This is a genomic window from Microbulbifer sp. THAF38, from assembly GCF_009363535.1.
Taxonomy (GTDB): domain Bacteria; phylum Pseudomonadota; class Gammaproteobacteria; order Pseudomonadales; family Cellvibrionaceae; genus Microbulbifer.
Map to the genome: position 1 here is coordinate 2,157,721 of NZ_CP045369.1, position 21,627 is coordinate 2,179,347.

Annotated in this window: 20 protein-coding genes; 9 read left to right on the forward strand and 11 right to left on the reverse strand. The window is 49.5% G+C overall.

Annotated elements, in window-relative coordinates; all coding sequences use genetic code 11:
• Positions 1–18 precede the first annotated feature (18 nt).
• Both FIU95_RS09220 and FIU95_RS09225 read right to left on the reverse strand, forming a co-directional pair.
• Entirely contained in the window at positions 19–1,263 is a 1,245-nt protein-coding gene (locus FIU95_RS09220) for an MFS transporter (protein ID WP_253869011.1), read from the reverse strand.
• Positions 1,264–1,466: 203 nt separating this feature from the next.
• Complete coding sequence (locus FIU95_RS09225) at positions 1,467–1,718, reverse strand: hypothetical protein (RefSeq protein ID WP_152453502.1); 252 nt, start codon at positions 1,716–1,718, stop codon at positions 1,467–1,469.
• A gap of 176 nt (positions 1,719–1,894) precedes the next feature.
• Between FIU95_RS09225 and norR the strand changes: the two genes are divergently transcribed.
• From norR to FIU95_RS09245, 4 genes are all read left to right on the forward strand, one after another.
• The gene (norR, locus tag FIU95_RS09230; RefSeq protein WP_152453503.1) at positions 1,895–3,466 is read left to right on the forward strand and encodes a nitric oxide reductase transcriptional regulator NorR; all 1,572 of its coding nucleotides are present in this window, start codon (positions 1,895–1,897) and stop codon (positions 3,464–3,466) included.
• A 490-nt stretch (positions 3,467–3,956) separates the two neighbouring features.
• A complete protein-coding gene (locus FIU95_RS09235) occupies positions 3,957–4,559 on the forward strand; it encodes a hypothetical protein (protein ID WP_152453504.1) in 603 nt (200 codons plus the stop codon).
• A 78-nt stretch (positions 4,560–4,637) separates the two neighbouring features.
• Complete coding sequence (locus tag FIU95_RS09240) at positions 4,638–5,585, forward strand: IS30 family transposase (RefSeq protein ID WP_152450975.1); 948 nt, start codon at positions 4,638–4,640, stop codon at positions 5,583–5,585.
• Positions 5,586–5,598: 13 nt separating this feature from the next.
• Positions 5,599–5,997 (forward strand): PH domain-containing protein, encoded by a 399-nt coding sequence (locus tag FIU95_RS09245; protein ID WP_152453505.1) that lies wholly within the window; start codon positions 5,599–5,601, stop codon positions 5,995–5,997.
• A 396-nt stretch (positions 5,998–6,393) separates the two neighbouring features.
• On the opposite strand, the gene FIU95_RS09250 is transcribed toward FIU95_RS09245, so the two are convergent.
• Positions 6,394–6,831, reverse strand: a complete 438-nt coding sequence (locus FIU95_RS09250; protein WP_152453506.1) for a cupin domain-containing protein — start codon at positions 6,829–6,831, stop codon at positions 6,394–6,396.
• 163 nt (positions 6,832–6,994) lie between these two features.
• On the opposite strand from FIU95_RS09250, the gene FIU95_RS09255 reads away from it, so the two are divergent.
• Positions 6,995–7,906 carry a LysR family transcriptional regulator gene (locus tag FIU95_RS09255; RefSeq protein WP_152453507.1) on the forward strand — a complete coding sequence of 304 codons (912 nt, stop codon included), beginning with the start codon at positions 6,995–6,997 and terminating at the stop codon, positions 7,904–7,906.
• A 66-nt stretch (positions 7,907–7,972) separates the two neighbouring features.
• On the opposite strand, the gene FIU95_RS09260 is transcribed toward FIU95_RS09255, so the two are convergent.
• Both FIU95_RS09260 and FIU95_RS09265 read right to left on the reverse strand, forming a co-directional pair.
• Positions 7,973–8,434, reverse strand: a complete 462-nt coding sequence (locus FIU95_RS09260) for an energy transducer TonB (protein WP_152453508.1) — start codon at positions 8,432–8,434, stop codon at positions 7,973–7,975.
• Positions 8,435–8,599: 165 nt separating this feature from the next.
• Positions 8,600–10,777 (reverse strand): heavy metal translocating P-type ATPase, encoded by a 2,178-nt coding sequence (locus FIU95_RS09265; RefSeq protein ID WP_152453509.1) that lies wholly within the window; start codon positions 10,775–10,777, stop codon positions 8,600–8,602.
• A gap of 78 nt (positions 10,778–10,855) precedes the next feature.
• Between FIU95_RS09265 and cadR the strand changes: the two genes are divergently transcribed.
• The 3 genes from cadR to FIU95_RS09280 all read left to right on the forward strand — a co-directional run bounded on the left by cadR (position 10,856) and on the right by FIU95_RS09280 (position 12,678).
• Positions 10,856–11,269: a Cd(II)/Pb(II)-responsive transcriptional regulator gene (gene cadR / locus FIU95_RS09270; RefSeq protein ID WP_152453510.1), complete on the forward strand. Its 414-nt coding sequence runs from the start codon at positions 10,856–10,858 to the stop codon at positions 11,267–11,269.
• A 39-nt stretch (positions 11,270–11,308) separates the two neighbouring features.
• Positions 11,309–12,160 carry a metallophosphoesterase gene (locus FIU95_RS09275; RefSeq protein WP_253869015.1) on the forward strand — a complete coding sequence of 284 codons (852 nt, stop codon included), beginning with the start codon at positions 11,309–11,311 and terminating at the stop codon, positions 12,158–12,160.
• A gap of 107 nt (positions 12,161–12,267) precedes the next feature.
• The gene (locus tag FIU95_RS09280) at positions 12,268–12,678 is read left to right on the forward strand and encodes a thioesterase family protein (RefSeq protein WP_152453511.1); all 411 of its coding nucleotides are present in this window, start codon (positions 12,268–12,270) and stop codon (positions 12,676–12,678) included.
• A gap of 36 nt (positions 12,679–12,714) precedes the next feature.
• Here the strand turns inward: FIU95_RS09280 and FIU95_RS09285 are convergent, their stop codons facing one another.
• The 6 genes from FIU95_RS09285 to FIU95_RS09305 all read right to left on the reverse strand — a co-directional run bounded on the left by FIU95_RS09285 (position 12,715) and on the right by FIU95_RS09305 (position 19,470).
• The gene (locus FIU95_RS09285) at positions 12,715–13,740 is read right to left on the reverse strand and encodes an HlyD family secretion protein (RefSeq protein ID WP_152453512.1); all 1,026 of its coding nucleotides are present in this window, start codon (positions 13,738–13,740) and stop codon (positions 12,715–12,717) included.
• 5 nt (positions 13,741–13,745) lie between these two features.
• Positions 13,746–15,011, reverse strand: a complete 1,266-nt coding sequence (locus FIU95_RS09290; protein ID WP_152453513.1) for a glycosyltransferase family 2 protein — start codon at positions 15,009–15,011, stop codon at positions 13,746–13,748.
• Entirely contained in the window at positions 15,011–16,240 is a 1,230-nt protein-coding gene (locus tag FIU95_RS09295; RefSeq protein ID WP_152453514.1) for a hypothetical protein, read from the reverse strand. The genes FIU95_RS09290 and FIU95_RS09295 overlap by 1 nt, the downstream gene beginning before the upstream one ends.
• A gap of 343 nt (positions 16,241–16,583) precedes the next feature.
• Complete coding sequence (locus tag FIU95_RS09300; protein WP_152453515.1) at positions 16,584–17,849, reverse strand: glycosyltransferase; 1,266 nt, start codon at positions 17,847–17,849, stop codon at positions 16,584–16,586.
• Entirely contained in the window at positions 17,846–18,016 is a 171-nt protein-coding gene (locus tag FIU95_RS21120) for a hypothetical protein (RefSeq protein WP_172975362.1), read from the reverse strand. The genes FIU95_RS09300 and FIU95_RS21120 overlap by 4 nt, the downstream gene beginning before the upstream one ends.
• Positions 18,017–18,294: 278 nt before the next feature.
• On the reverse strand, positions 18,295–19,470 hold the full coding sequence (locus tag FIU95_RS09305) for a thiolase family protein (protein WP_152453516.1): 1,176 nt from the start codon (positions 19,468–19,470) through the stop codon (positions 18,295–18,297).
• Positions 19,471–19,791: 321 nt separating this feature from the next.
• Here FIU95_RS09305 and FIU95_RS09310 point away from each other — a divergent pair, with 321 nt between their 5' ends.
• Entirely contained in the window at positions 19,792–21,501 is a 1,710-nt protein-coding gene (locus FIU95_RS09310) for an alkaline phosphatase (RefSeq protein WP_152453517.1), read from the forward strand.
• The last annotated feature ends 126 nt before the right edge of the window (positions 21,502–21,627 follow it).

Genomic DNA, 21,627 nt, shown 5'->3' on the forward strand with positions numbered 1-21,627 from the left:
TTACAATGAGAATCTTTCTTACTTTTCAATAATTTTTTTCATCGCGCGACTACGCCAGCCGAGCCGAATCAGTATCAAAACAAAGACGGCTGCGAGGGCAGTTATAAAGAATGGCAGCCGGATATTGATCTCCATGGCACCGCCGCCCAACAGCGAGATAAGAGTCGCTACTATAGTAAATCCGGCCGTGGCGATACCCATTACCCAGCCCTGTTCGCTCTCATCCACACTCTGGGCAAATAGATGTAGTAGTGCTGGATAAGCAAGCCCAAAGCATAAATAAGCGATAAACACACTCACATAGCACAGCCAAACCTGACCGCTAAAGGCAAACACCAGAGCACAAGCGCCTATGATGAAAGCCGACACTTTAATGATCAGGGGCTTGCTCCAACGGGATAACACGGGCTTCACCAGAAAAATACTGGAAATACCCACGGCGATTCCCATAAACAGCATGGCCATACTGGTTCCCAGTAACCCGAGTTGAAAGCGGCTGTTCAAGTAGTTGGTGATAAAGATATAAAAACTGAGGTGTACCAGCATAAAGCTCAGGTAGGCCGGGCATAGTCTGACAACCTGTGGGCGGTCTTTCAGGTGTACAAATTGCCTGAACAAGTCGAGGAAGCGTAATTGAACAGGTGCCGTAGGTTTCCGGCTATCGTGATAAAACGCCAAAATCAGACCTAGGGTAACGGCAACCAACAACAGCGCGAAATAAAAAGGGAGCTGAATACTCGCGATATTGCCCAGCAGCGCCTGGTCGGCTAATACGCCGGCGATAATTGGCCCGGCTACTGCCCCAGCACTCATTCCCGCCACCAGCAGCCCCAGATTTTTGGAGGCTTCCAGTTCGCTGCGGCTGGCATCAATCATTGCCGCCTGGGCGATGGGTTGATTGCCTGCGGTAAATCCACTCACTACACGCCCCAATATCAGCAACCACAGGCTACTGGTGAATAGCGCTACAATCGTGATGGTGTAGCCTGCCAGTGCACCAACCAGACAGAGCACCATTGCACTCTTGCGTCCGATGCTGTCGGATAGCTTCGCGACATATACAGACCCCAAAAACCAAGCCAGGAAAAAGCTACTAATAACGATGCCATAGAAAAGATGGCGTGTGGGTTGCGGGGTATCGCTTGGCAGAAAGTGAAACTTAGTCGACATGACCAGCTCACTGATGATGGGAAAAAGCAGCCCTTGTCCCATTAGGTCGACAAATACCACAGCCAGCAGGGCCAGGCGGCTCATCGCGGACATCAAATCTCCCCTGTGGGGTTGCTAATTGATAGCAGTGCCATAAATGTCGGCACTGGGAAGAAGATAGCACCGAAATAACGGCTTTACGGGAGTGGAATGAGATAGGGAGGGGGCATTGGAAGCTGAAACTCTAAATTCGAAAATCTGTAAGGTCGCCCCCAAGGTGCTCAATGGCTCTGAGGGCGAGAAGCTACCGTGCCCGGTCAGCGGACTTCCTGGCACAGGTTATATTGCGCAACACAGCGGCTTACGTAACCAATCTTGATAAATGTTGCGCTGATAATCATAAAAATATGGCCCGCCACCTGCGCTGGGATCGAAAAATAATGCGAGAACGGATAACAGATAACGACGGTGAGCAGTAGCATAGGAGCTGAAAGTAACAGGGTGAGATTTCCGGCTTTGAGCAGAAGTTCGAAACGTCTGCGAATTTTCAGAGAGTATGTGTCCAGCATTGTCTTTGCCTCTATTACTGAATAACCTCAATAGTTACTAGGCAAAGGGTGTGCCAACCTGAAAAATTCATATAAAACAATAAGATAGGTTTTCTTTAATATAGGTTTGTGTCATTTTGACTGAATCTGCTGCTGTGTCATAATGACTTAATGCGAACTTATTGACTGGGTAAGTTATGGTGGATATCAATTCTACTTTGCTGCTTGAGGTGGCGTTGGATCTCGCGAATAGCCTGAACAATAGCGATCGGTTTGAGCGATTGCTCTCCACCATCCGTAAGGCCATTAAGTGCGATGCGGTTGCCCTGCTGGGCTTGAATGGTGAGGTGCTTACACCCCTGGCTGTGCAGGGCTTAGCGAGGCGTACATTGGGTCGGCGCTTCCTGGTTAGTGAGCATCCTCGCCTGGCTCAAATCTGTAACTCTGAAACACCTGTACGTTTTCCCTCCGATTGTAACCTGCCAGATCCCTTTGATGGTTTGCTGCTGGATAGGGAAGGGGACCTGCCAGTCCACTCCTGCCTCGGTTTGCCGCTCTATTCCGATAATCACCTGGTGGGGCTGCTCACTTTGGATAGCATGGCATCTGATGCCTACAGCCTGATTAGTGATCGAACCCTCGAACTGATCGCGGCGCTGTCGGCGGCAACCCTCAAAACCGCCTTGGAACTTAAAGCACTTTCTCTTTCTGCTGAGCATGCCGAGCAATTGGTGAAAGAGTTGACCCAGGAAGCTTTTCAGCGGGATGGTGGCGAGCTGATCGGTGAGAGCAAGGTGATGAAAACCTTGCGCAGTGATATTGAGCTGGTCGCAGGGTCCGATTACAACGTGCTTATTCTCGGGGAAACGGGCGTAGGCAAGGAACTGGTTGCCCGCACGGTGCACAGGCTATCACCGCGCAGGGAAAAACCCTTGGTGTATCTCAACTGTGCCTCCCTGACAGAAACATTGGCAGAGGCTGAACTGTTCGGACATGCCAAAGGGGCTTTTACTGGCGCTGAACGGGAGCGCCCCGGTAAGTTTCTGCTGGCGAATGGTGGCACTCTTTTTCTGGATGAAGTGGGTGAGCTGCCTTTATCTGTACAGGGCAAACTACTGCGGGTACTGCAAAGTGGTGAGATCCAGCCTGTTGGTAAAGATGCGGTGCAGCATGTGGATGTGCGCATTGTTGCGGCAACTAATAGAGACTTGCTGAAAGAGATCGCAAAGGGTGCTTTCAGGGCCGATTTATACCATCGTCTCTCTGTGTACCCTCTGGAAGTCCCCGCGCTGTCGCAGAGGGAAAACGATATTCTCTTGCTGGCGGACTACTTTTTGGAGAGGTCTACAAGAAAACTGGGTTTCCGCCAGCTAAGGCTCACTGCGGATGCTTCCAGCAAATTAAAGCGCTACGGATGGCCGGGCAACGTGCGGGAGTTGGAGCATATCATCAGCCGCGCAGCACTCAAGGCCAGAAAAAACTCATCTCCCTCTGAAATTGTATCGCTAACCGCAGCGCATATAGAGATCCCTGAAGATATAGCGCCACAGCCAGACTTTGAAAAACCACTTGAGCCGACGCTCGAAGCAATAAACCTCAGAGCCGCGACCGAAGATTACCAACGAGATCTTATTAAACATATCTTGATTCAGTGTGAAGGAAATTGGAGCAGGGCTGCCAAATTGCTTTCTACTGACCGGGGAAATTTGGTCCGTCTTTCAAAGCGGCTGGGTATTTATGTTAAAAAAGAGATCGTCGGAGTGAAGTGACACTACGCTGCCCTATCTAAGTGATGCGAAATATGTATAGATAAGGATGTCAGGCAATCCATAGTTGTTGGTGTTATTGCCCTGCTGATCGGAATCGCTGCATTTGCTTATAATTGGCTGATTGTAGGTGGAGGTTGGCAGTATTTCCGTGTTTTTCTGTTTCCAGGAAATTTAGTACTATCCCTATTTACTGAAGAAATTGACTTTTGGCCAAAGCTGGCCTTGCAAATGAGCGGGCAGTTTATAGTGACATTCTCTGCTACCTACTTGGTACGAAGGGCACTAAATAGTGTTGCTCATTAACCTGGTTGTTTTGTATCAATTATTAGGTTAAAGCCCTACTGGCTCTATCTATCCCAACAGATGTGTCTTAAGATATTTTGGCTTATCTAAAAGTGGTTGGGCCTGCAGCGTGTTGACGAGGTTTGCGGGGGCTTAAAGGCTTCGTATTGTCAGTGGGCTTATATCAAGGTTTTTTACAAGGAAGAGTATGAACCCGGTAATAAGAAGAATTCTCCCTTTCATTTTTTTAGTTGTTACCAGTCTCTCTTGGGGTATTTACTACACTACGACTACCCATTTTAATAATTCTGGTGAGGCCAATTATGAATGGCTTTTCTTGATTGATGGCTTGTTTGTACTTCCGCTTTTGTGCTTCGTGTGTATAAAAGATAAAAAGCAGGCCCTGGTAAAGGCCGTTGTATACGTCAGTCTCGCCATTCTCGTTGGTAGCTTTATAATTCCAGATGAAAGTAAAGTTATTTGGGAGTACCTTGAGTCCGGCAGATATGTATTGCTCATTGGCTTTGTCTTATTGGAGGTAATGGCAATTGTCACTATGTTTATGGCAATAAAGGTGGCCTTGAGCAAGCAAGAAGACCCCGATCTTGCGATTGTTTCAGCTGTTCAGAAGTATGTAGGTAAGGGGGCACTCTGCAAAATCTTAACTTTTGAGACCCGAATGTGGATGTTCTTGTTTTGTGCAAATTCTATCAGCTTTAAACACTTTCATGGTAGTCAACATTTCAGTTACCACTTAAAAGATGGCTCTCAAAGTACAGCCCTGGGTTTCATTCCTAGATTCTCACAATAACCGACACACTTGGCGATAGCGAAGGAGGCCAGCTGGTTGTAGGCTAGTAAGCTTCCACACAAACAAGCCAGGAACCTCATGGGAACCCGTACCAACCAGCTGACCTTGAAAGAACGATACCAGATTGAGGTCCTTAATGGGCAGAACTATTCAGCCCGAGCCATTGGACTACGCCTCAATAGATCCAATAAGACCATCTCTCGTGAGCTTGGTCGTTACAGCCCTTACTGTGCCGAGAGTGCCCACCGTCAGGCACTGCAACGACGGCACGGAGCTATTAAACATACCAAGCTCGACTTTGCCATGCAGGTACAAATCGACCACCAGCTGAAAAATGCAAGTCCTGAACAAATCGCTGGGCGAATGCAGCTTGAGAGGTGTGCGAAAACGGTTAGTTGTTCAACAATTTACCGCTGGGTCAGTCGACTTAACTGGAGGTCACGTCTGCCAAGGAAAGCCAAACCTTATCAGAAACGGGCAGGTTCCGAGGCAGGCGTAAAGCTTATTCCAGAGCGCATAGATATTGATCAAAGACCTGCGATTGTCGATGAAAACACTGAGATCGGTCACTGGGAAGGCGATACAGTTTATGGTCAAGATGGCTATCTGGTGACACTGGTTGAACGAGTTTCCAAATTATTGCTCACTCGCAGAGTCCCAAATAAGAGCAAGAAAACAGTGAGCCGGGCGATCAAGCAGATGTTGAAGCCATATCAGGCCATCTGTAAAACCATCACCTTCGATAATGGAGGAGAATTTGCAGGTCATCAATCGATTGCGCAGAAGCTAGGATGCAGAATATATTTTGCGAAACCTTACCACTCTTGGGAACGCGGGCTGAACGAAAACACTAATGGCCTTTTGAGGCGCTTCTTCCCAAAAGGAGTGGAAATTGGCAAGATACCAAAAAGCCGTATTGATGACGCAGTGTTTCGAATCAATACTCGACCTAGGAAAGTACTAAATTACTTGAGCCCGCTGGAATTTTTGGCGGGTAAACGTGTGTCACTTATGTTGGCAATCTAGGATTTATTTAGTATTGCTGGAACTACCTATCGTTCATTTAATAGCATACTTTGTGTGGTCTCCCACTGCTGCCAACATTATCAGCTTTCTCAGTATTCTGGGGTTATTGTTCTTGATTTCCGATTATCGTTCCATGTCTAGGCGACCAGTCTCTATTACGGTAGATAGCCTGGTTGTTCGCTATGGAATTTTTCACAGTAAAACAATTCCTCTGGAAGATATCCAATCTATTAATAAAAGTAATGGCTATATTGAGAGGCGAGGTGGCGTAAAACGCTATAATTTATTCGGCAACCCAAATGTTGTTGTCGAGGTAAAGTTAAAGAATGAATCAATAGAAAAAGTTTATATTGGGCTGGATCATCCTGAGATTTTTATAGCGAGCCTAGATAGGGCGGCTAAAGCTTCTTGATTGATAGGTGGAAAATATTTTTTTGAATGTTTATATGGTTTGTTTAATTGATTTGTCTATGTTGAGTTTGCGGAAGTACTTAAGAGATCCGATCGGATGAAACTTTCATTTCTAGCTATGTGATTCTCTATTATCTTAAGCACTATAGTTCGAAAAATACGATGTTTTCTCGCAGGATAGAAACGGGTTGTAGCCTGAAAAACTGAATGCCAGCAGTTTTTAATGAACAGGCTTTATACGCCCAATAACATTCTGACTCCGTATTTGAGAACTAGTGGATTTGCATAAATGCTACGGTCTTGAGTACAAAGACAAAAGTCATTCTCTTATTTTATATAAGAGATAAACTTCTGTTACTGCATATTGGGCGTTACTCGGCTTGGCAAGTAATTATATTTATTTGTCCACGATATGAATCCCGTATTGCTTAACGAACCGCTCCTTGTCCGCTTGTGTCGGCGCATCGGATAAATTGGATACATCGTGCATAAAGGCCTCCGCCGGTCCTCCCGGTGCATTGATCACTACGAGTCGGCTGTCTGTCAGTGCTTTAAATCTGCGATGTACCTTGGGACCGGCTATCACCAGGTCTCCGGCAGTAGCAATGAACTCGTCATCGTTAACACCGAACTCGACTTCACCTGAAACGATATAGAAAATCTCATCATCTATGTCGTGGTAGTGCCAAGGCGCACCGTTGCCTTTTGGCAGCCAACTCTCAGACACTGTGACACGTCCTGCGGTGTCGGCAGCCGTGGCGAGAAACAGTGTTGTCTCACCGCCTTCAACCTTGAGGGATTGGGCATTGGCAGGAGTAATATGCTTCGATCTCATCGTTCAGCTCCAAGGGTTCAGTTTGATCGGGCCTGTTGATACTGGTGTTAACGGCTAGAGGCTCCAAAAAGTCCATAGCGTTTATCTTAGAGCGCAATATAATCAATACTTAGTTGAAGTTAATCATAGCTAACGTAATAATAGAATTTACTAAAAGTATCGAATGGACAAGTTGAGAAAGATGGCTCTGTTTTGCAGAGTGGTGGAACTGGGCAGTTTTGCTGCAGCTGCGGATGATCAAGGCATTAGCCCCGCAATTGTTGGGCGTCATGTGGCCGACTTGGAGAATCTACTTGGCTTGCGTTTGATCAATCGCACCACCAGGGCTATGGAAATTACCGAAGCCGGCCAGCTTTACTATCAGGGCTGTAAGGAAATGCTTGACCAGCTGGTCTCATTAGAGCAGGTCGTTTCCGGAGGTAGTGCTCAAACACCCAGTGGCATTATTCGCATTTCTGCACCGGAAGGTTTGGGCTCTCCTCACCTGTTGGAGCTTATTGAAAGCTTTCAAGCAAAGTATCCCGACGTTCTATTTGATCTTTCCCTGGATAACGACAGAACGGATTTTGTAAGTTCCAATGTTGATATCGCTATCCGAATGGCGATCTCTCTGGAAGATAGCTCTTTAATAATGAGAAAGCTTGCAAAAACCCCATTTGTCCTAGTCGCTGCCCCCGCCTATCTGAGAGAACATGGAACCCCTAAAACACTGGCAGATTTGTCTGGACATGCTTGTCTGAGTTTTGGCGCAACCCGCTTAGGGAATAGCTGGCCGCTGGTAACAGCGAAGGGAATTCGTAAATTCAGCCAACCCTGGAGGTTGGTGCTGAACCAAACGTACACCCATCGCGATGCTATTGCCCGTGGTATGGGAATAGGGTTATTGCCTAGGATCATGGTAGAAGAACTAATTGGCCAAGGTAAACTGATCCCAATAGAGCTCGATGCAGAATTTCCAGTGCTGGGAATCTATGCGGTATACCCCAGTCGAAAATTTCAGCCTAATCGGGTTCGCTTATTTTTAGAGCACTTGCAGGAAACGTTTTGTCTCAAGGCTGGTGCAAAGAATGAGTAGTAAAAGTTTTAGACTTAATTACATCCTAGCAGTACAGGAAGAATGATTGGGCTCGGAATGATCCTGTTAATACAGTAACCATACTAGCCATTCTAAAAGTTTCTCTTCATCGCTGGGCTGATCTTTAGCCATTTTAAAGCTGACTTTAGTTCTAATATTTTTATACTCTTGGGAGCTGGCTTCATATTTGAAATGTTTTGCTGCCTCAATGGCTGCCTCTTCAAAGAAACCTTCTGGAATGCTCTCGATGATACTTGGATTAACTGAATTACCATTTTTGTCAACAAGGTACTCAACAATTGCATAGCCTTCTATCTGATTTACAAGAGCTTCTTTGGGGTAAATTGGTTGAGCTTTATAAATAGGTATAGGGTTTCCTCTTTCTCTTGCCTTGTCCTTTTCCTCCGTACTGTACCTATAGTAATCAATTAGGTATGGGCACTCTTCATATGAATTGCAGACTTTGGATAATGGAGATTCAATACAACCAGAGAGGGTAACAGTCAATAATAGAGCGAGCCTTTTCATTACTTCGTCTTCAAGCTTTTTGTGTTTATCTGAGATGCTCCAGTATTGTACTACGCTCTATTTGCTGGGGGTAAATGTACTTCCTATAATCCAATGATGTTGTTTCAAAGGCAGATAACACCGGCAAAACATATATTTCAAGCTAGCTCGAACTCAAAAACCCTATCACTTCCGCATCAATCGCAGCCCATTAAAAACCACCAGCAAGCTGGTGCCCATATCCGCAAATACCGCCATCCACATTGAGGCTTCGCCGGCAAAGGCGAGTGCCAGGAAAATCACTTTGATGCCGAGGGCGAGAATGATGTTTTGCCAGAGAATATGCGCGGTAGTCCGGGAGAGGCGGATAAAGCTGGCAATCTTACCCAGGTTGTCATCCATCAGGGCAACATCGGCGGTTTCTATGGCGGCGTCGGTGCCGGTAGCGCCCATGGCGAAGCCGATATCGGCTCGCGCCAGGGCAGGGGCGTCATTAATACCATCGCCCACCATACCGACACGCCCGTGGCCCGCCAGGGCATCCACTTCGCGCAGTTTATCTTCTGGGAGCAAGTTGCCCAGGGCCCGGTCTATGCCCACTTCCTGCGCGATGGCATCGGCGGTGTGCTGGTTGTCGCCGGTCAGCATTAGGGTTTTCACCCCCAGCTGGTGGAGTTCCTCAATGGCCTTGCGACTGGATTCCTTTACGGTATCGGCCACGGCAAATAGGGCCAGTACGCCGTTCTTATCCACCAGCATCACCACAGTCTTACCCTGGTACTCCAGCTTGGATAGCCGATCCTCGAGTTCAGCGTTGCAGACTTTTAACTCCTCCACCAGGCGATGATTGCCTAAGTAGTAGCCGGTACCTTCGATTTCTCCGCGAATTCCCCGCCCGGCTAGGGCCTCAAAAGCCTCTACTTCTTGCAAGTTACCCTCTGCTAAATTGAGAAAGTCCGCCACGGCCTTGGAAACCGGGTGATCGGAGCGGTGGGCGAGGCTGGCGGCAAGCTGCTTGATTTGCCGCTCATCTGTGCTGTCTATAAGGGCAAAATCGGTGACTACCGGCGCACCATGGGTGATGGTGCCGGTTTTATCCAGGGCCAGCCAGCGCAGGCGGCGGCCCTCTTCGAGATAAGCTCCACCCTTGATCAATGTGCCGTGTTTTGTAGCGGCGGCCAGGCCGCTGACAATGGTGACCGGGGTAGCAATAACGAGGGCACAGGGGCAGGCGATCACCAGCAGTACCAGTGCGCGGTAAATCCACTCCATCCAGGCGTCAGAGAAAAATAGCGGTGGAATTAGCGCAGTGGCCAGGGCTACTGCAAACACCAGGGGGGTATACCAGCGGGCGAATTGATCCACAAAGCGCTGGGTAGGGGCACGGCTGCCCTGGGCTTCTTCCACCGCATGGATAATTCGGGCAAGCACCGCATCGTTGGCGGCAGCGGTCACCTTGTATTCCAATGCGCCGGATTCATTGATACTGCCGGCAAAAAGGCCATCGCCCGTTGTTTTGTCCACTGGCAGGCTTTCACCGGTAATCGGGGCCTGGTTTACTGCGGAGTTGCCTTTTACCACCTCGCCATCCAATGCAATGCGCTCGCCGGGCCTGACCCTGACGGTGGCACCGAGGGAAACGGTTTTGGCATCCACTTCACGCCACTGGCCATCAGCTTCAAGCACTGTGGCAGTTTCAGGAGCCAGGTCCATCAATTCGCGAATGGCATTTCTGGCACGGTCCAGTGACTTGGCTTCAATCAGCTCGGCCAGGGTAAACAGCACCATCACCATGGCCGCCTCGGGCCAGTGTCCAATCAAAAGTGCGCCTGTGACCGCAATGGACATCAGCGCATTCATATTCAGATTGCGGTTCTTAAGGGCAATCCAGCCTTTCTTGTAGGTGGAAAGCCCCCCGCCGGCAATGGCGCCGAGCGCCAGAAGCATTACCAGCCAGTTATTCCCTCCCTGTAGCCAGAACACCAACTCAGCGGCGAGTGCCGCCAATCCCGCCGCACCCAGAATCCACCAATTGGCTTTTGCGGCTGGCGGTGCGCTTTCTGTATCTGATGGGGAGGCGATCCTGGCGTCCAGATCCAGCGGGGCGAGTATGTCCAAAATCTGCTGTTGCATACCCGGAGCGTGCCCCACCCGCAGGGTGCGTTGCACCAGGTTGAAGTCGAGGCTGTAGATCCCTTCCAGTGGGGTGAGTTTGGCGCGGATCAGGCTTTCCTCGGTGGGGCAGTCCATCTTGGTGATCGAGAAAAGGGAGCTTTCACTCTCCTTTCCTGCGCCACTATCGACGGGTTGTTGCTGAGGTTCATCGTTGGTGCCGCAGCCACAAGTGGAATCCTGTTTTCCCATGATTATCTCTCGAATAGCCCAATGAGTGAGCCAGCATTACAATCCCTCTAGTAACTATAGAGTCAAGGGGGCGCCAGCATGGAGTACCGGATAGGGGAGGCCGCCAAGCGGGCAGGCTGTAAGGTGGAAACGGTACGCTACTACGAACAGGTGGGCCTGCTGCCGCAACCGTCCAGGTCCGAGGGCAACTACCGCCTTTACTCCGAAGAGCACTTGGCGCAGTTGCGCTTTATTCGCCACTGCCGTTCACTCGATATGCCCCTTGAGGATATACGCAATCTGTTAACGCTACGGGAGCGGCCGAAGGAGCATTGTGGTGAAATCAATGCCCTGGTCGATGAGCATATTGATAGGGTAAACAGCCAAATGGCATTGCTAGAACAGCTGCGTGAAAGTTTGATGGCCCTGCGCAGCCAGTGTGCCGGCCCCGGTTATACCGACTCCTGTGAGATTGTGCGGGAGCTCTCTCACTGTGAATGTCACGATACATAAATCAACGCTTAAATAATCATCTGTACCGAGAATCTCTCATTGAGAAAGCTGTTAAGAAAGTCTCGCATCCTATTTCTACTGATTCTGATGGTGGGTTTTATCCTCGCCGTTTGGGCATTTTTCGCCGAGCCCAGGAGTTTCCGAATCAATGAACAAACGCTACGCCTGGATACTTGGCCTGCCGCCTGTAGTGATTTAAGAGTTGCAGTATTGGCGGATTTGCATGTGGGTTCCCCCTACAAAGGGATGGATAGTCTGCGTTCATTGGTACGCAAAGTGAATGCCAGCCGGCCGGATCTGGTGCTGCTACCCGGAGATTTTGTGATTCAGGGTGTGCTCGGAGGCTCTTTTGTCACCCCTGAACGTGCTGCCGAGGTACTTGCCGGGCTTAAGGCGCCGTTGGGTGTCTTTGCCGTATTGGGCAATCACGACTGGTGGTTGGACCCCGGCCGGGTAGCGCGGGCATTTTCTGAGCAGGGAATCCCGGTGCTGGAGGATGCCTCCACCAAGATAGCCACAGAAGACTGTGCTTTCCGCTTAGTTGGCATCAGTGATTTTTGGGAGGGGCCACACAATATTGATCAAGCAATGGCCGCTGTTGAAGAAAATGCACTGGTCATGGCCTTCACCCATAACCCCGATATTTTTCCCCAGATACCGCAATCTATTGCTTTAACGATTGCCGGCCACACCCACGGTGGGCAGGTATATCTGCCAATGATTGGCCGCCCGATTGTGCCTTCCCGCTACGGGCAGCGCTATGCGATAGGCCATATCGTCGAAGAGGGTAAGTACCTGTATGTCAGCCCTGGGGTGGGCACCAGCATCCTGCCGGTGAGGTTTCTTGTACCGCCGGAAGTGACTCTGCTAACGCTTATGAGTGCTGAGTAATAAATGCTCAAATTGAGAGTGATCGAAATGGTTACTCGCTTTGGCAGGATGCCGCAGGGCTGGCTGGAATAGAATGCTGGCCGGGCTTTTGGTAGAGGGAAAATCTAATGATAACCGTCAGACGCAAGGTTTTGTTTGGGGACTGCGATCCAGCGGGCATTGTCTATACCCCCAGGTTTTCGAACTTTGCCCTGGAAGCCACTCATGATGCACTGTCGGATCTTTTTGGTGGGCCGGCTATCACCACGATGCAGCAGCGGGGATTTGTGACCCCGGTGCGGGCCTTTAATTTGGAGTTTCTTACCCCGGTTACCTGGGATCAGGAGTTAGAAATAAAGGTCAGCGTATCCAGGGTCGGCAACCAATCTTTTACTCTTGAGGTGAAAGCCTACCTTAATCCCGACCAGCTGGCTTTTACTGCGACGATTACCTATGTCACCTTATCGGTTGAAACTAAGGAAAAAATAAGTCTACCTGAATGGCTGAGAAGTGCTCTGAGCAAATCTGCAGCGCGGTGAGCACTAAATTAAACGCTTATCAATCGGTAATGGTCACTAATCCATAAAATTCTCTACAAAGATATCCTTCCAGTTTAATTCCAGGGTGACTTTCACTTTTTCAGACAGAGGAAATTTTTCCGGGTCTGAGAGTACAATTTTGGCGAGCTGGTTGCGCTCTTGGGGTTTGAAGGTATTCTGAAACTCTTCCGGTAGCTGATCGGAAATTGGCAGTAATTCAGAGATCACACCTTTGTCTTTGTAACGCCCACTCTTAAGGGTGACAACCATCCCGGGCCGGATTGCGAGCAGATAGCGGCGGGGCATATAGGCAAGGACATAGGGTTCTCCCCAATACACTTGCATTAATGGTTCCCCCTCCCTGTAGACATCCCCTACGGAGGGAATCGTAGCCCCGACTATGCCTGTCACCGGGCTGTGTACTTGGCCATCGTCATAGTGCTCTTTTAACCTCTTGTACGCTCTACCGGCTACCTCAATCGCTGCATCTACGGCCTTTCTTTTCTGGTCTAGTGTGGAACTCTCTACCTGAATCTTCACCAGTTCCTGGCCTGCTTCAAAATTATCCCTGAGAACCTCCTGATAGGTAATCTTGCTGACAAAACCCTTGTCGGCCAGCTTATTGATTCGCGCCAGGATTTCCTCTATCTCTTGCTTGCGGTGTTCTGCTGGTACCAGAAGTTGCTTGGCAGTCTCGGAAAGCAGGGTAAACTCGGCAGAAATTTGTATCAGGTTGGCTTGGCGGCTGGAGAGATCTGCCAGGCGCTCCAGCAATTGCATGGATTCTATTTTAAGGAGTAGTTGCCCCTCTTTAACCGCCTCCCCCTCATCGATTTCCACTGCGGTCACTTTAGTAATGTAACCCATCTCTACGGCCGCATAATCCCTGAGGACCAGCCCATCCCCTTTCAGGATAAACAAATCCCCAAACAAATAGCGGAGAATGCCCAGGGCAAATAATATCAATACCCCGATATAGATGCGCCGCCCTAAGGCGCTGTGGTGGGGGCGGACCTCACTGGCCATATTATCCGGGCGGATATGTTTTCGTATAGTTCTCATACTACTTACTCCCGAACACGATGCACTTTCGAAGGTGAATAGGTGTCGGTATAGGAGGTTTTAAATATCCACTCTTGAGTGTAAGAATAGAGCCGGACAATGCGCATCAGGTTAACGTACAAAATACTGTACCCCAGCAGGTAAGGCCAAATGGGGGTTGCCTTAAATTTTGGTGTGGAGAGAGCGCTTAGAGTGAAGGTAATAATGTCCATTATCATAAGGATCATCTGGGCTGCTATTAAAACAAACCACCCGTTAGTTCCATAGGTAAAAAATAGCCAGGCCAGATAAATTGGTAGCACCAAGATGGCGATTACATTAAAGAGCAGGAACTCAAATTGGTGGAATAACTCTTTGGGTCTAATGCGGTGTTCAAGAGGGTTGATAAAGTGGCGGTATTTTCTGTAACGCAGGCGGATAGCGTCCCGCTCCCAGCGAAACCGCTGCCGAACCAGCGCTACCAGACTGGTGGGAACATCGGTATAACAAATAGAATCGGCTGCAAATCCAATTTTCCAGCCATAATGGCGTAAGCGCAATGTGATATCCAGGTCCTCCCCTCCGCCGGAATCCCAGCCGCCAGCTTGCATGAGAGCTGCTTTTCTAAATGCACTGAAAGCCCCCGAGGCGCAGGTTACCTGCCCTAACATAAGCAATGCGTGTTTTCCAAGGCTGATGCTAATACTATATTCAATGGCTTGAAATATTGTAATTAGGTTCACTCCCCAGTTGCGCACTAGGATACTGTTAGATGCTGCCCCTATTTTCGGGTCGTCAAATTGATATAAGATATTCCTGATTGCGTGATAATCAAAGGAACAGTCGCAGTCCACATTTATAATGATATCTCCGCTACAAAATCGTACCCCTAGATTTACGGCAGAAGACTTCCCTCCGCGTAATTCTGTTGAATGTGCTCCATGAATAAGCCTTTCTTTTAATAAGCGACGTAAAATATTTCTTGTGCCGTCTGTAGAGCCATCGCTCACTACTACAATCTCATTGGGAGGGCGGCTCTGCTCCCATAAGCTGCGCACACACTTCTCTATGGCATCTTCCTCGTTATGCCCGGCAATAATTACCGACACTTTGCCCAAGCTTTCTATATCTACCTCAAACTCCGATTTTTTTCGAAGAAATGTTAAGGCAGTAAAAAATGAAAAAAGATAGCGGGGAATCTCGAAAATAACCAACACCCAGAGCATCAGAAATAGCGTTATGTAACTCTGGGAGATCAGGTAGTAATAGCCGTCGTGAATTTGCTCCCACATTAACTCAGGTCCTCTGGGCCGAAGACTTGCAGGATAGGTTCCACATCCAGGCGGAGTGAGCTCGCCGCTTTCTGACCGGCCTCTTCACTAAAGGTGTACAGGTCTTTCTGGTTGATATGGCTCACCAGGATAAAATCTTCCAGCCTGCCTTTGGCTGCGGTAACCGGGTATTCTCCCTTCATGACTTTTTTCAAGGAGTGGCTTAGGCTCTGGAAAAACTGATTGCGACTGTGAAAGAACTGGCGGTTGCCGTGCTCTTGCTCCACCAGATATTCATTTTCGTATTTGATGCAGAGTAGGGCGAATTCGCTCTCTTCGTTTTTCCACTTCTTCAGTTCTTTGTTTAAGACCACTATCAGCTCGAAGGGAAGCCCGGCAAAAATGGGGCTCTGCTGGGTGAGTTCCAGAAACGCATGGCCGGCGTGTAGGTAGTGAACCGCTTTTTCGGTGAGGCTATATTTAAAGATATCCCCGGTTTTTACCGAGTCACCATCAATATGGGTGTCACAGTTCAGGCATAAAAAGCCCACTTCTGTTTCTGAACTGGACTTGCCGCAGGAATTGCAGATTAAAATGGTACCGGGCTTGTCGTAATCACTGCCGAAATGGCTCATCTCCATTCTGCACTTGGGGCAGATCAAGTATTCTCCCTGGCGGAAGTCATCCTCCGGCCCTAAATAGGCACACTTAAAGTGATGCAGGTAGAAGGATTCCCTTAAATTCGGTGATCGGCATTCCGGGCACTCTTCCCGCACATTAAATTGAGAGGCACTGCAGCCGTTACAAATATGCCGGCGGTCAAAAAAGCTGCCGGCCAGTAGTTCGGCCGTCATCATTTTTTCGCATTCGTGCAGCACCGTTTCGGAATCTAACAGGGTGTTGAAAGACACCGTGGAGCGCGAGTCTGGCTGGTAACTTGGAGTCAAACTTACCCCAGAGACAAAAATTCGGGCCAGGATTTTGTCGTCATCGTTCTGGGGGTTTTGAAAGTCCGGGTGCAGCTGGGAGCGACGGAAGTTAAAAGAGTCGATCAGCTTGCCATATTCCACTGGGTCTGCCTTGAGGGTATTGGAGGCATCCAGATCCGCCCTGTTTCCCAGTGTGCCCGTTAAGTCAATCACCGGCAGCAGGTGCAGACCTATCTGGCTGTTCCAGAGCTTTTCAATACATTGCGGAGTCATGGGCTCCTCAATCACCAGGGCATCACACTTCTCAATGCCTGGATGCACCGTATTAAAATCACTGGGCCAGCGATAGTAGTTATATGCATCAGTGAGAAAGGAGATGGCAAACCCTCCTATAGAAGGGGCAAACTGACGCCGCTTGTACTTGGTTCATACGGTTGGCGGGTAAAATCTCGCCTTAAGTAAAACGATAGACCACGAGGGCTGAAGCGCCAGCTGGCAGGAGAGATGTAGGTTGGGCTAAGTATTATGAGTTGAAGGGACAGGGAATAAAGATGTTGCTATTAGTTATAAACCGGGCATCTAGATTGACTATAGAGGCATGTTTCAGTCAAAAAAGTAGGATAAAAGGGTGATAACCATCGGCTCCTGATGTCTCCCAAGCAATCTATTCCCTCACCTTGTGTACTTTTGAAGGGGCGAAAGAATCCGCGTAGGAAGTTTTGAAGATCCACTCCTGTACATAGGCATAGAGCCGCACTACACGCATTAAGTTGACATAGAGGATGCTGTAGCCAATAAGAAAGGGCCAGAGTGGAAAAGTACTGAATTTGTAGGTGGCATAGGCCGCGAGAGCAAAGGTAAGGCAATCCAGCATGATGAGTACTATTTGGGCACCAATTAGAATAAACCAGGCATTACTGCCGTAACTCACAAACAGCCAGACCAAATAGATCGGTAAAGCGATTGCAGCGATCACATTAAAAATCAAAAACTCAAACTGGTGAAAGAACTCTTCGAATTTTATTCGGCGCTTAAGAGGATTGATAAAGTGGTTGTACTTGCGGTAACGCAAACGCACCGCATCCCGCTCCCAGCGCAGCCGCTGCCGAATTAGGGTCAGGATATTGGTGGGTACATCGGTATAGCAGATCGCCTCTGGGGCGAAGGCGATATCCCAGCCGTAGTTGCGCAGACGGAAGGTAATATCCAGGTCTTCCCCACCACCGGAGTCAAAGCCACCAATCTGGTCAATTGCGGTTTTTCGGAACCCGCTGTAGGCACCGGAGGCGCAGCACATCTGGCGGATCATGGCCAGCGCATGCCTGCCCAGGGAAATACTGACAATGTATTCGATGGTTTGAAAGGCGGTAAGTAGGTTGTCGTGGGGGTTGCGCACAAAGACATTACCGGATACCACGCCTACTTTGGGGTCTTCAAAGGGGAGTAACACTTCCTTCATAGTGTGGTGTTCAAAGGAGCAATCACAGTCTACGGTGATGACGATATCGCCGGTGCAAAAGCGTATTCCCAGGTTTAGGGCGGAGGCCTTGCCACCTCTAAGCTCTGTCGCATGGGCCCCCTGAATAAGTCCCCTGGTGAGCAGGCTGGACATGACTTTTCTGGTTCCATCGGTGGAGCCATCGCTGACCACAATAATTTCATAGGGTTTGACGCTCTGGGCCCAGAGACTGTGCACACATTTCTCAATCGATTCCTCCTCGTTATGACCGGCAATAATGACCGAAATTTTGCCGATTTTTTCCAGGTCCACCTCTTTCTCAATCCTCGAACTGAAAAAGAAAACCGCAGTAAAAAACGAGAAGATATAACGTGGGAGCTCCAGAAAAATCACAATCCAGAACATGATAAACAGAGCGCCCCGGCTCTGTGCGAACAGGAAGGTGAAGCCGTCATGCACTGTCTCCATCATTGGTGGAGTTCACCTTTGACAGGGATTTGGGGCTGCATAAGCGAGGGGCAACTCAATGAATAGTCGCAACTGACTATGCCACTATATTCGTAGCTCTGGTCGCGACTCTCGTGGTAAGGCTTGCCGTGACTCTTGCCGTGACTATGGCTCTCTCTGAGCCTAAACATGGTTATTCCTCCAGCTGTGAGGCTAACCTGGTGGTCAGTAGGGCTACTGTCTATTTCTGTAGGGCACGACTATGACGGCCGCGCAACACAGAAACGATAGGTTGGAAGAAACGATAGGTTGAGATGAGTAAGACGCCAAGAGAAGACGCCAAGAGAAGGTACCAATAGAAAGTGCCAAGGCAAGGCCAGCAGCATTTACAGACTTGTGAGGCAGCATGCCATACAGAAAACTGGCAATGCCTGAAATAGGGCGCTTGCGAACCCCAATAGCGAGCCGCTTAGCGCTCCAGATAAGCCGCAGTAGCCATGCCACCAGCGGTACAGACTCCAATAATCGCTTTGTGCGCATCTCTGCGCCCGAGCTCCAACAGGGAAGAGCCCAAATAGCGAATACCGGACATGCCGTAGGGATGCCCCAGGGCAATAGCACCACCATTCACGTTGGTAATATCCCACGGGGTGTCCAGTTCCGCTTGGTTATAGAGCGTGGTAACGGCAAAGGCTTCGTGTAGCTCCCACAGATCTATCTCGCCCATCGAGAGGTTGTGATGCGTCATCAAGCGCTTGATAGCTGGCGCCACGGCAATACTCATCTCCTCGGGGGCCACAGCAGCAAGCTGCATGCCGCGGAACAGGCCCAGGATAGGCAAGTTCTTTTTTGCAGCCAGCTCGGCATCCATCATGACGACCGCTGCGGCTCCGTCAGAGAGCTGTGAGGCGTTGCCCGCGGTGACGGTACCGCCGGCATTGACCGGTTCCAGAGCCGATAAGCCTTCAAGCGTGGTACCGGGGCGGGGGCCTTCGTCTTCCGCAAGTAGTACGGTCTTTTCTGAGACCTGACCGCTTCCTTTATCCAATACCGACATGACCGTCTCAAAGGGGGCGATCTCCTCGGCAAATTTCCCCGCTTTGTGGGCTTCTGCCACTCTTTTTTGCGATTCCACCACATAGGCATCTTGTGCCTGCCGGCTGATGGCAAATTTGTTGGCGACGAAATCTGCAGTTTGGATCATGGTCCACCAGACCGCGGGGATTTGCTGCTGCAGGGGTTCATAGACAAAGTGATTCAGGTTCAGGCTGAACTGGACGAGGCTGATACTTTCCACCCCACCGGCAACGCCGATCTGCATTTCCCCGGCGGCGATACGATTCGCCACGATTGAGGCCGCATTCAGGCCCGAGCCGCAATAGCGGTTAATGGTGATACCGGGCACCCCGCTGCCACAGCCGGCAAAGAGGGCGGCATTGCGCGCAATATTGTGGCCGGTTGCTCCTTCCGGTAGTCCACAGCCCAGCACCACATCTTCCACTTCCTGCGGGTCCAAGGCTGATCTGTTTATTGCTTCCTTGATGACGTGTGCCGCCATTGGAATGCCGTGAGTTTGATTCAAGGCGCCGCGTCTCGCCTTGGCGATAGCGGTTCTACAGTAGGCGACAATGGCGACATCTCGCATGGGGTCTGTCCTGCGGTGGAAGGGGTTTCTAATACAGTAGAACAGTTATTAGCCACTGAAATTGCTTTGAGCTGGAAGCATTTATGGAGAAAAAAGTGAGCAGTGAAGTACAATTTCAGTCGATTTCTTAAGCTGTGCAACCGCATCTGTCAAAACGGATAAAAGTGACATTCATTACATTTTTGGCGCATTAGTAGATAAAATTTCATCAAAAAGTAACTTTACGTAGAATAGACCGACTTCTTTGTTGGTACGCTTTTCTATAGAATGCGCGCCAATTCACATTATTCGAATTCAAAATAACAACAGGAAGTTGGGGTTATGACCGTCTCTCGTCGCACATTCGTTCAGGCAATGGGGCTTGCGCTGCTCACACCATTTACCGTCCGCTCCTTAGCGTCCAGCAGTAGCGAAACCTACGCACGTTTTAATCTGAGCGGCAGTCCATCGGGCTATGACATCGATCAGGATGGCCTGATTTTCGATTTGTCCGTGGCTTCGGGCGATCCCAGCCAAACGGGTGTGGTGCTCTGGACCCATATCAACCCAGCCGCCTTTGTGCCCGGTCAAACGCTGTATTTAGATGTGGCCCTGGATGAGTCATTTACCCAGCCGGTGATGAGCGCCGAGATCCATGCCGAGGATATCAGTGCGGATCGCGACTACACCGTGAACATTGATCTGGAAGGCTATCTGTCTCCCAACCAGCGTTACTACTATCGCTTTAAGTACGGCACCTTATGTAGCCGCACCGGGCGCTGCCATACCCTGCCGACCGGCGGGCTGGAAAGTATCAAGATGGCGGTGGTGACCTGCCAGGATTACACCACGGGTTATTACAACGCCTACAACCATCTGGCAGATGAAGACGTGCACTGTGTATTGCACCTGGGTGACTTTATCTATGAGTACGCGCAGTACGAAGGTTTTGAGGATGCTATTGTCCATCCCCTGAGCCTGCCTTCCGGTGCGAAGGTGGCTATGGACCTCGAAGACTATCGTCATATTTACCGGGAATACCGCAAGGATAAAAACCTGCAGCGGGCGATGGAGAGGCATTCCTTTATCATCACCTGGGATGATCACGAAACTGCAGACAACGCCTACTGGGATTACGATCGCGATACCCTCGGCGTACCATCCCATCCCTACCAAACCGGTGACAACAACCCCGAGCAATTGCGTCAGCTGCGCCGGGATGCACAGCAAGCCTGGATTGAGTATGTGCCGGCGCGCGTGAAGGTCGATGAAGCGGCCAGCCATGCTTTTGACTACCTGCAGATCTATCGCTCTTTCCAGTTTGGTGACCTGGTCGATTTATATATGACCGATAGCCGCACCTACCGTACCAAGGAGCCCTGCAAAGACGGCACCGCCTGGCAAAACTATTGGTGCACCGACTACGAAAAGAAATCCCAGACCATGCTGGGTAAAACCCAGCGCGACTGGTTAATTGATGGCATCGTCAATTCAAATGCGCGCTGGAAAGTCTGGGGCAACCAGACCCTGTTGGCGCAACTGGCCGGCACTGCTCTCGGCCAGCCGTTAGTTTTTGCCAATTACGATGCCTGGGATGGCTACCAGTGGGAGCGTGAAAAAATTCTCTCCAGTGTTAAAGACAGCAATGTCGATAATTTTGTTGTGTTGACCGGAGACCTGCACACCAGTATCGCCTCTTACCTGAAGGTAAACTTCAATAAGGTCAGCAACTGGAACTACGATAACCTGGTGGGCATTGAACTGATGACCCCATCAATCTCATCGCCGAATATGAACGATACGGTGGAAAGAGGGCGCGATGTGGGTGCTGTATTTACTTCACTGCTCAATGGCGGAGTGCAGGTGAATAACCCTCACATCAAGGATTTCGTCAGCGATATCTATGGTTATGCGGTGATTGAGTTCAACCACAGCGAGTTGAATTGGACTGTCTATAACATCGACAAAAAGTCGGACAACCCGTCCACCAAGAAAAAGACCTATAAAAAGTTCAACTACGAACCCGAAGGCATGTGGCTGACGGAGAAATAGGCCAGTAAATAACAGTCTTCTATAGCGCCATCAAGCCTGTTTTGGTGGCGCTTATCTAACTCTCTTCGCCCAAGTCCCACCCACCAAAGTCTTCACAAGTCTCTCAGTTGCTATCTGGCCCAGGGT

What these genes read in the sequence shown, in the direction of transcription:
- FIU95_RS09265 (WP_152453509.1), bottom strand. Translation starts at nt 10,777, where the DNA reads ATGGGAAAACAGGATTCCACTTGTGGCTGCGGCACCAACGATGAACCT.
- FIU95_RS09255 (WP_152453507.1), top strand. Translation starts at nt 6,995, where the DNA reads ATGGACAAGTTGAGAAAGATGGCTCTGTTTTGCAGAGTGGTGGAACTG.
- FIU95_RS09225 (WP_152453502.1), bottom strand. Translation starts at nt 1,718, where the DNA reads ATGCTGGACACATACTCTCTGAAAATTCGCAGACGTTTCGAACTTCTG.
- FIU95_RS09310 (WP_152453517.1), top strand. Translation starts at nt 19,792, where the DNA reads ATGACCGTCTCTCGTCGCACATTCGTTCAGGCAATGGGGCTTGCGCTG.
- FIU95_RS09240 (WP_152450975.1), top strand. Translation starts at nt 4,638, where the DNA reads ATGGGAACCCGTACCAACCAGCTGACCTTGAAAGAACGATACCAGATT.
- FIU95_RS09280 (WP_152453511.1), top strand. Translation starts at nt 12,268, where the DNA reads ATGATAACCGTCAGACGCAAGGTTTTGTTTGGGGACTGCGATCCAGCG.
- cadR (WP_152453510.1), top strand. Translation starts at nt 10,856, where the DNA reads ATGGAGTACCGGATAGGGGAGGCCGCCAAGCGGGCAGGCTGTAAGGTG.
- FIU95_RS09260 (WP_152453508.1), bottom strand. Translation starts at nt 8,434, where the DNA reads ATGAAAAGGCTCGCTCTATTATTGACTGTTACCCTCTCTGGTTGTATT.
- FIU95_RS09285 (WP_152453512.1), bottom strand. Translation starts at nt 13,740, where the DNA reads ATGAGAACTATACGAAAACATATCCGCCCGGATAATATGGCCAGTGAG.
- FIU95_RS21120 (WP_172975362.1), bottom strand. Translation starts at nt 18,016, where the DNA reads ATGTTTAGGCTCAGAGAGAGCCATAGTCACGGCAAGAGTCACGGCAAG.
- FIU95_RS09300 (WP_152453515.1), bottom strand. Translation starts at nt 17,849, where the DNA reads ATGATGGAGACAGTGCATGACGGCTTCACCTTCCTGTTCGCACAGAGC.
- FIU95_RS09235 (WP_152453504.1), top strand. Translation starts at nt 3,957, where the DNA reads ATGAACCCGGTAATAAGAAGAATTCTCCCTTTCATTTTTTTAGTTGTT.
- FIU95_RS09290 (WP_152453513.1), bottom strand. Translation starts at nt 15,011, where the DNA reads ATGTGGGAGCAAATTCACGACGGCTATTACTACCTGATCTCCCAGAGT.
- FIU95_RS09220 (WP_253869011.1), bottom strand. Translation starts at nt 1,263, where the DNA reads ATGTCCGCGATGAGCCGCCTGGCCCTGCTGGCTGTGGTATTTGTCGAC.
- FIU95_RS09250 (WP_152453506.1), bottom strand. Translation starts at nt 6,831, where the DNA reads ATGAGATCGAAGCATATTACTCCTGCCAATGCCCAATCCCTCAAGGTT.
- FIU95_RS09305 (WP_152453516.1), bottom strand. Translation starts at nt 19,470, where the DNA reads ATGCGAGATGTCGCCATTGTCGCCTACTGTAGAACCGCTATCGCCAAG.
- norR (WP_152453503.1), top strand. Translation starts at nt 1,895, where the DNA reads ATGGTGGATATCAATTCTACTTTGCTGCTTGAGGTGGCGTTGGATCTC.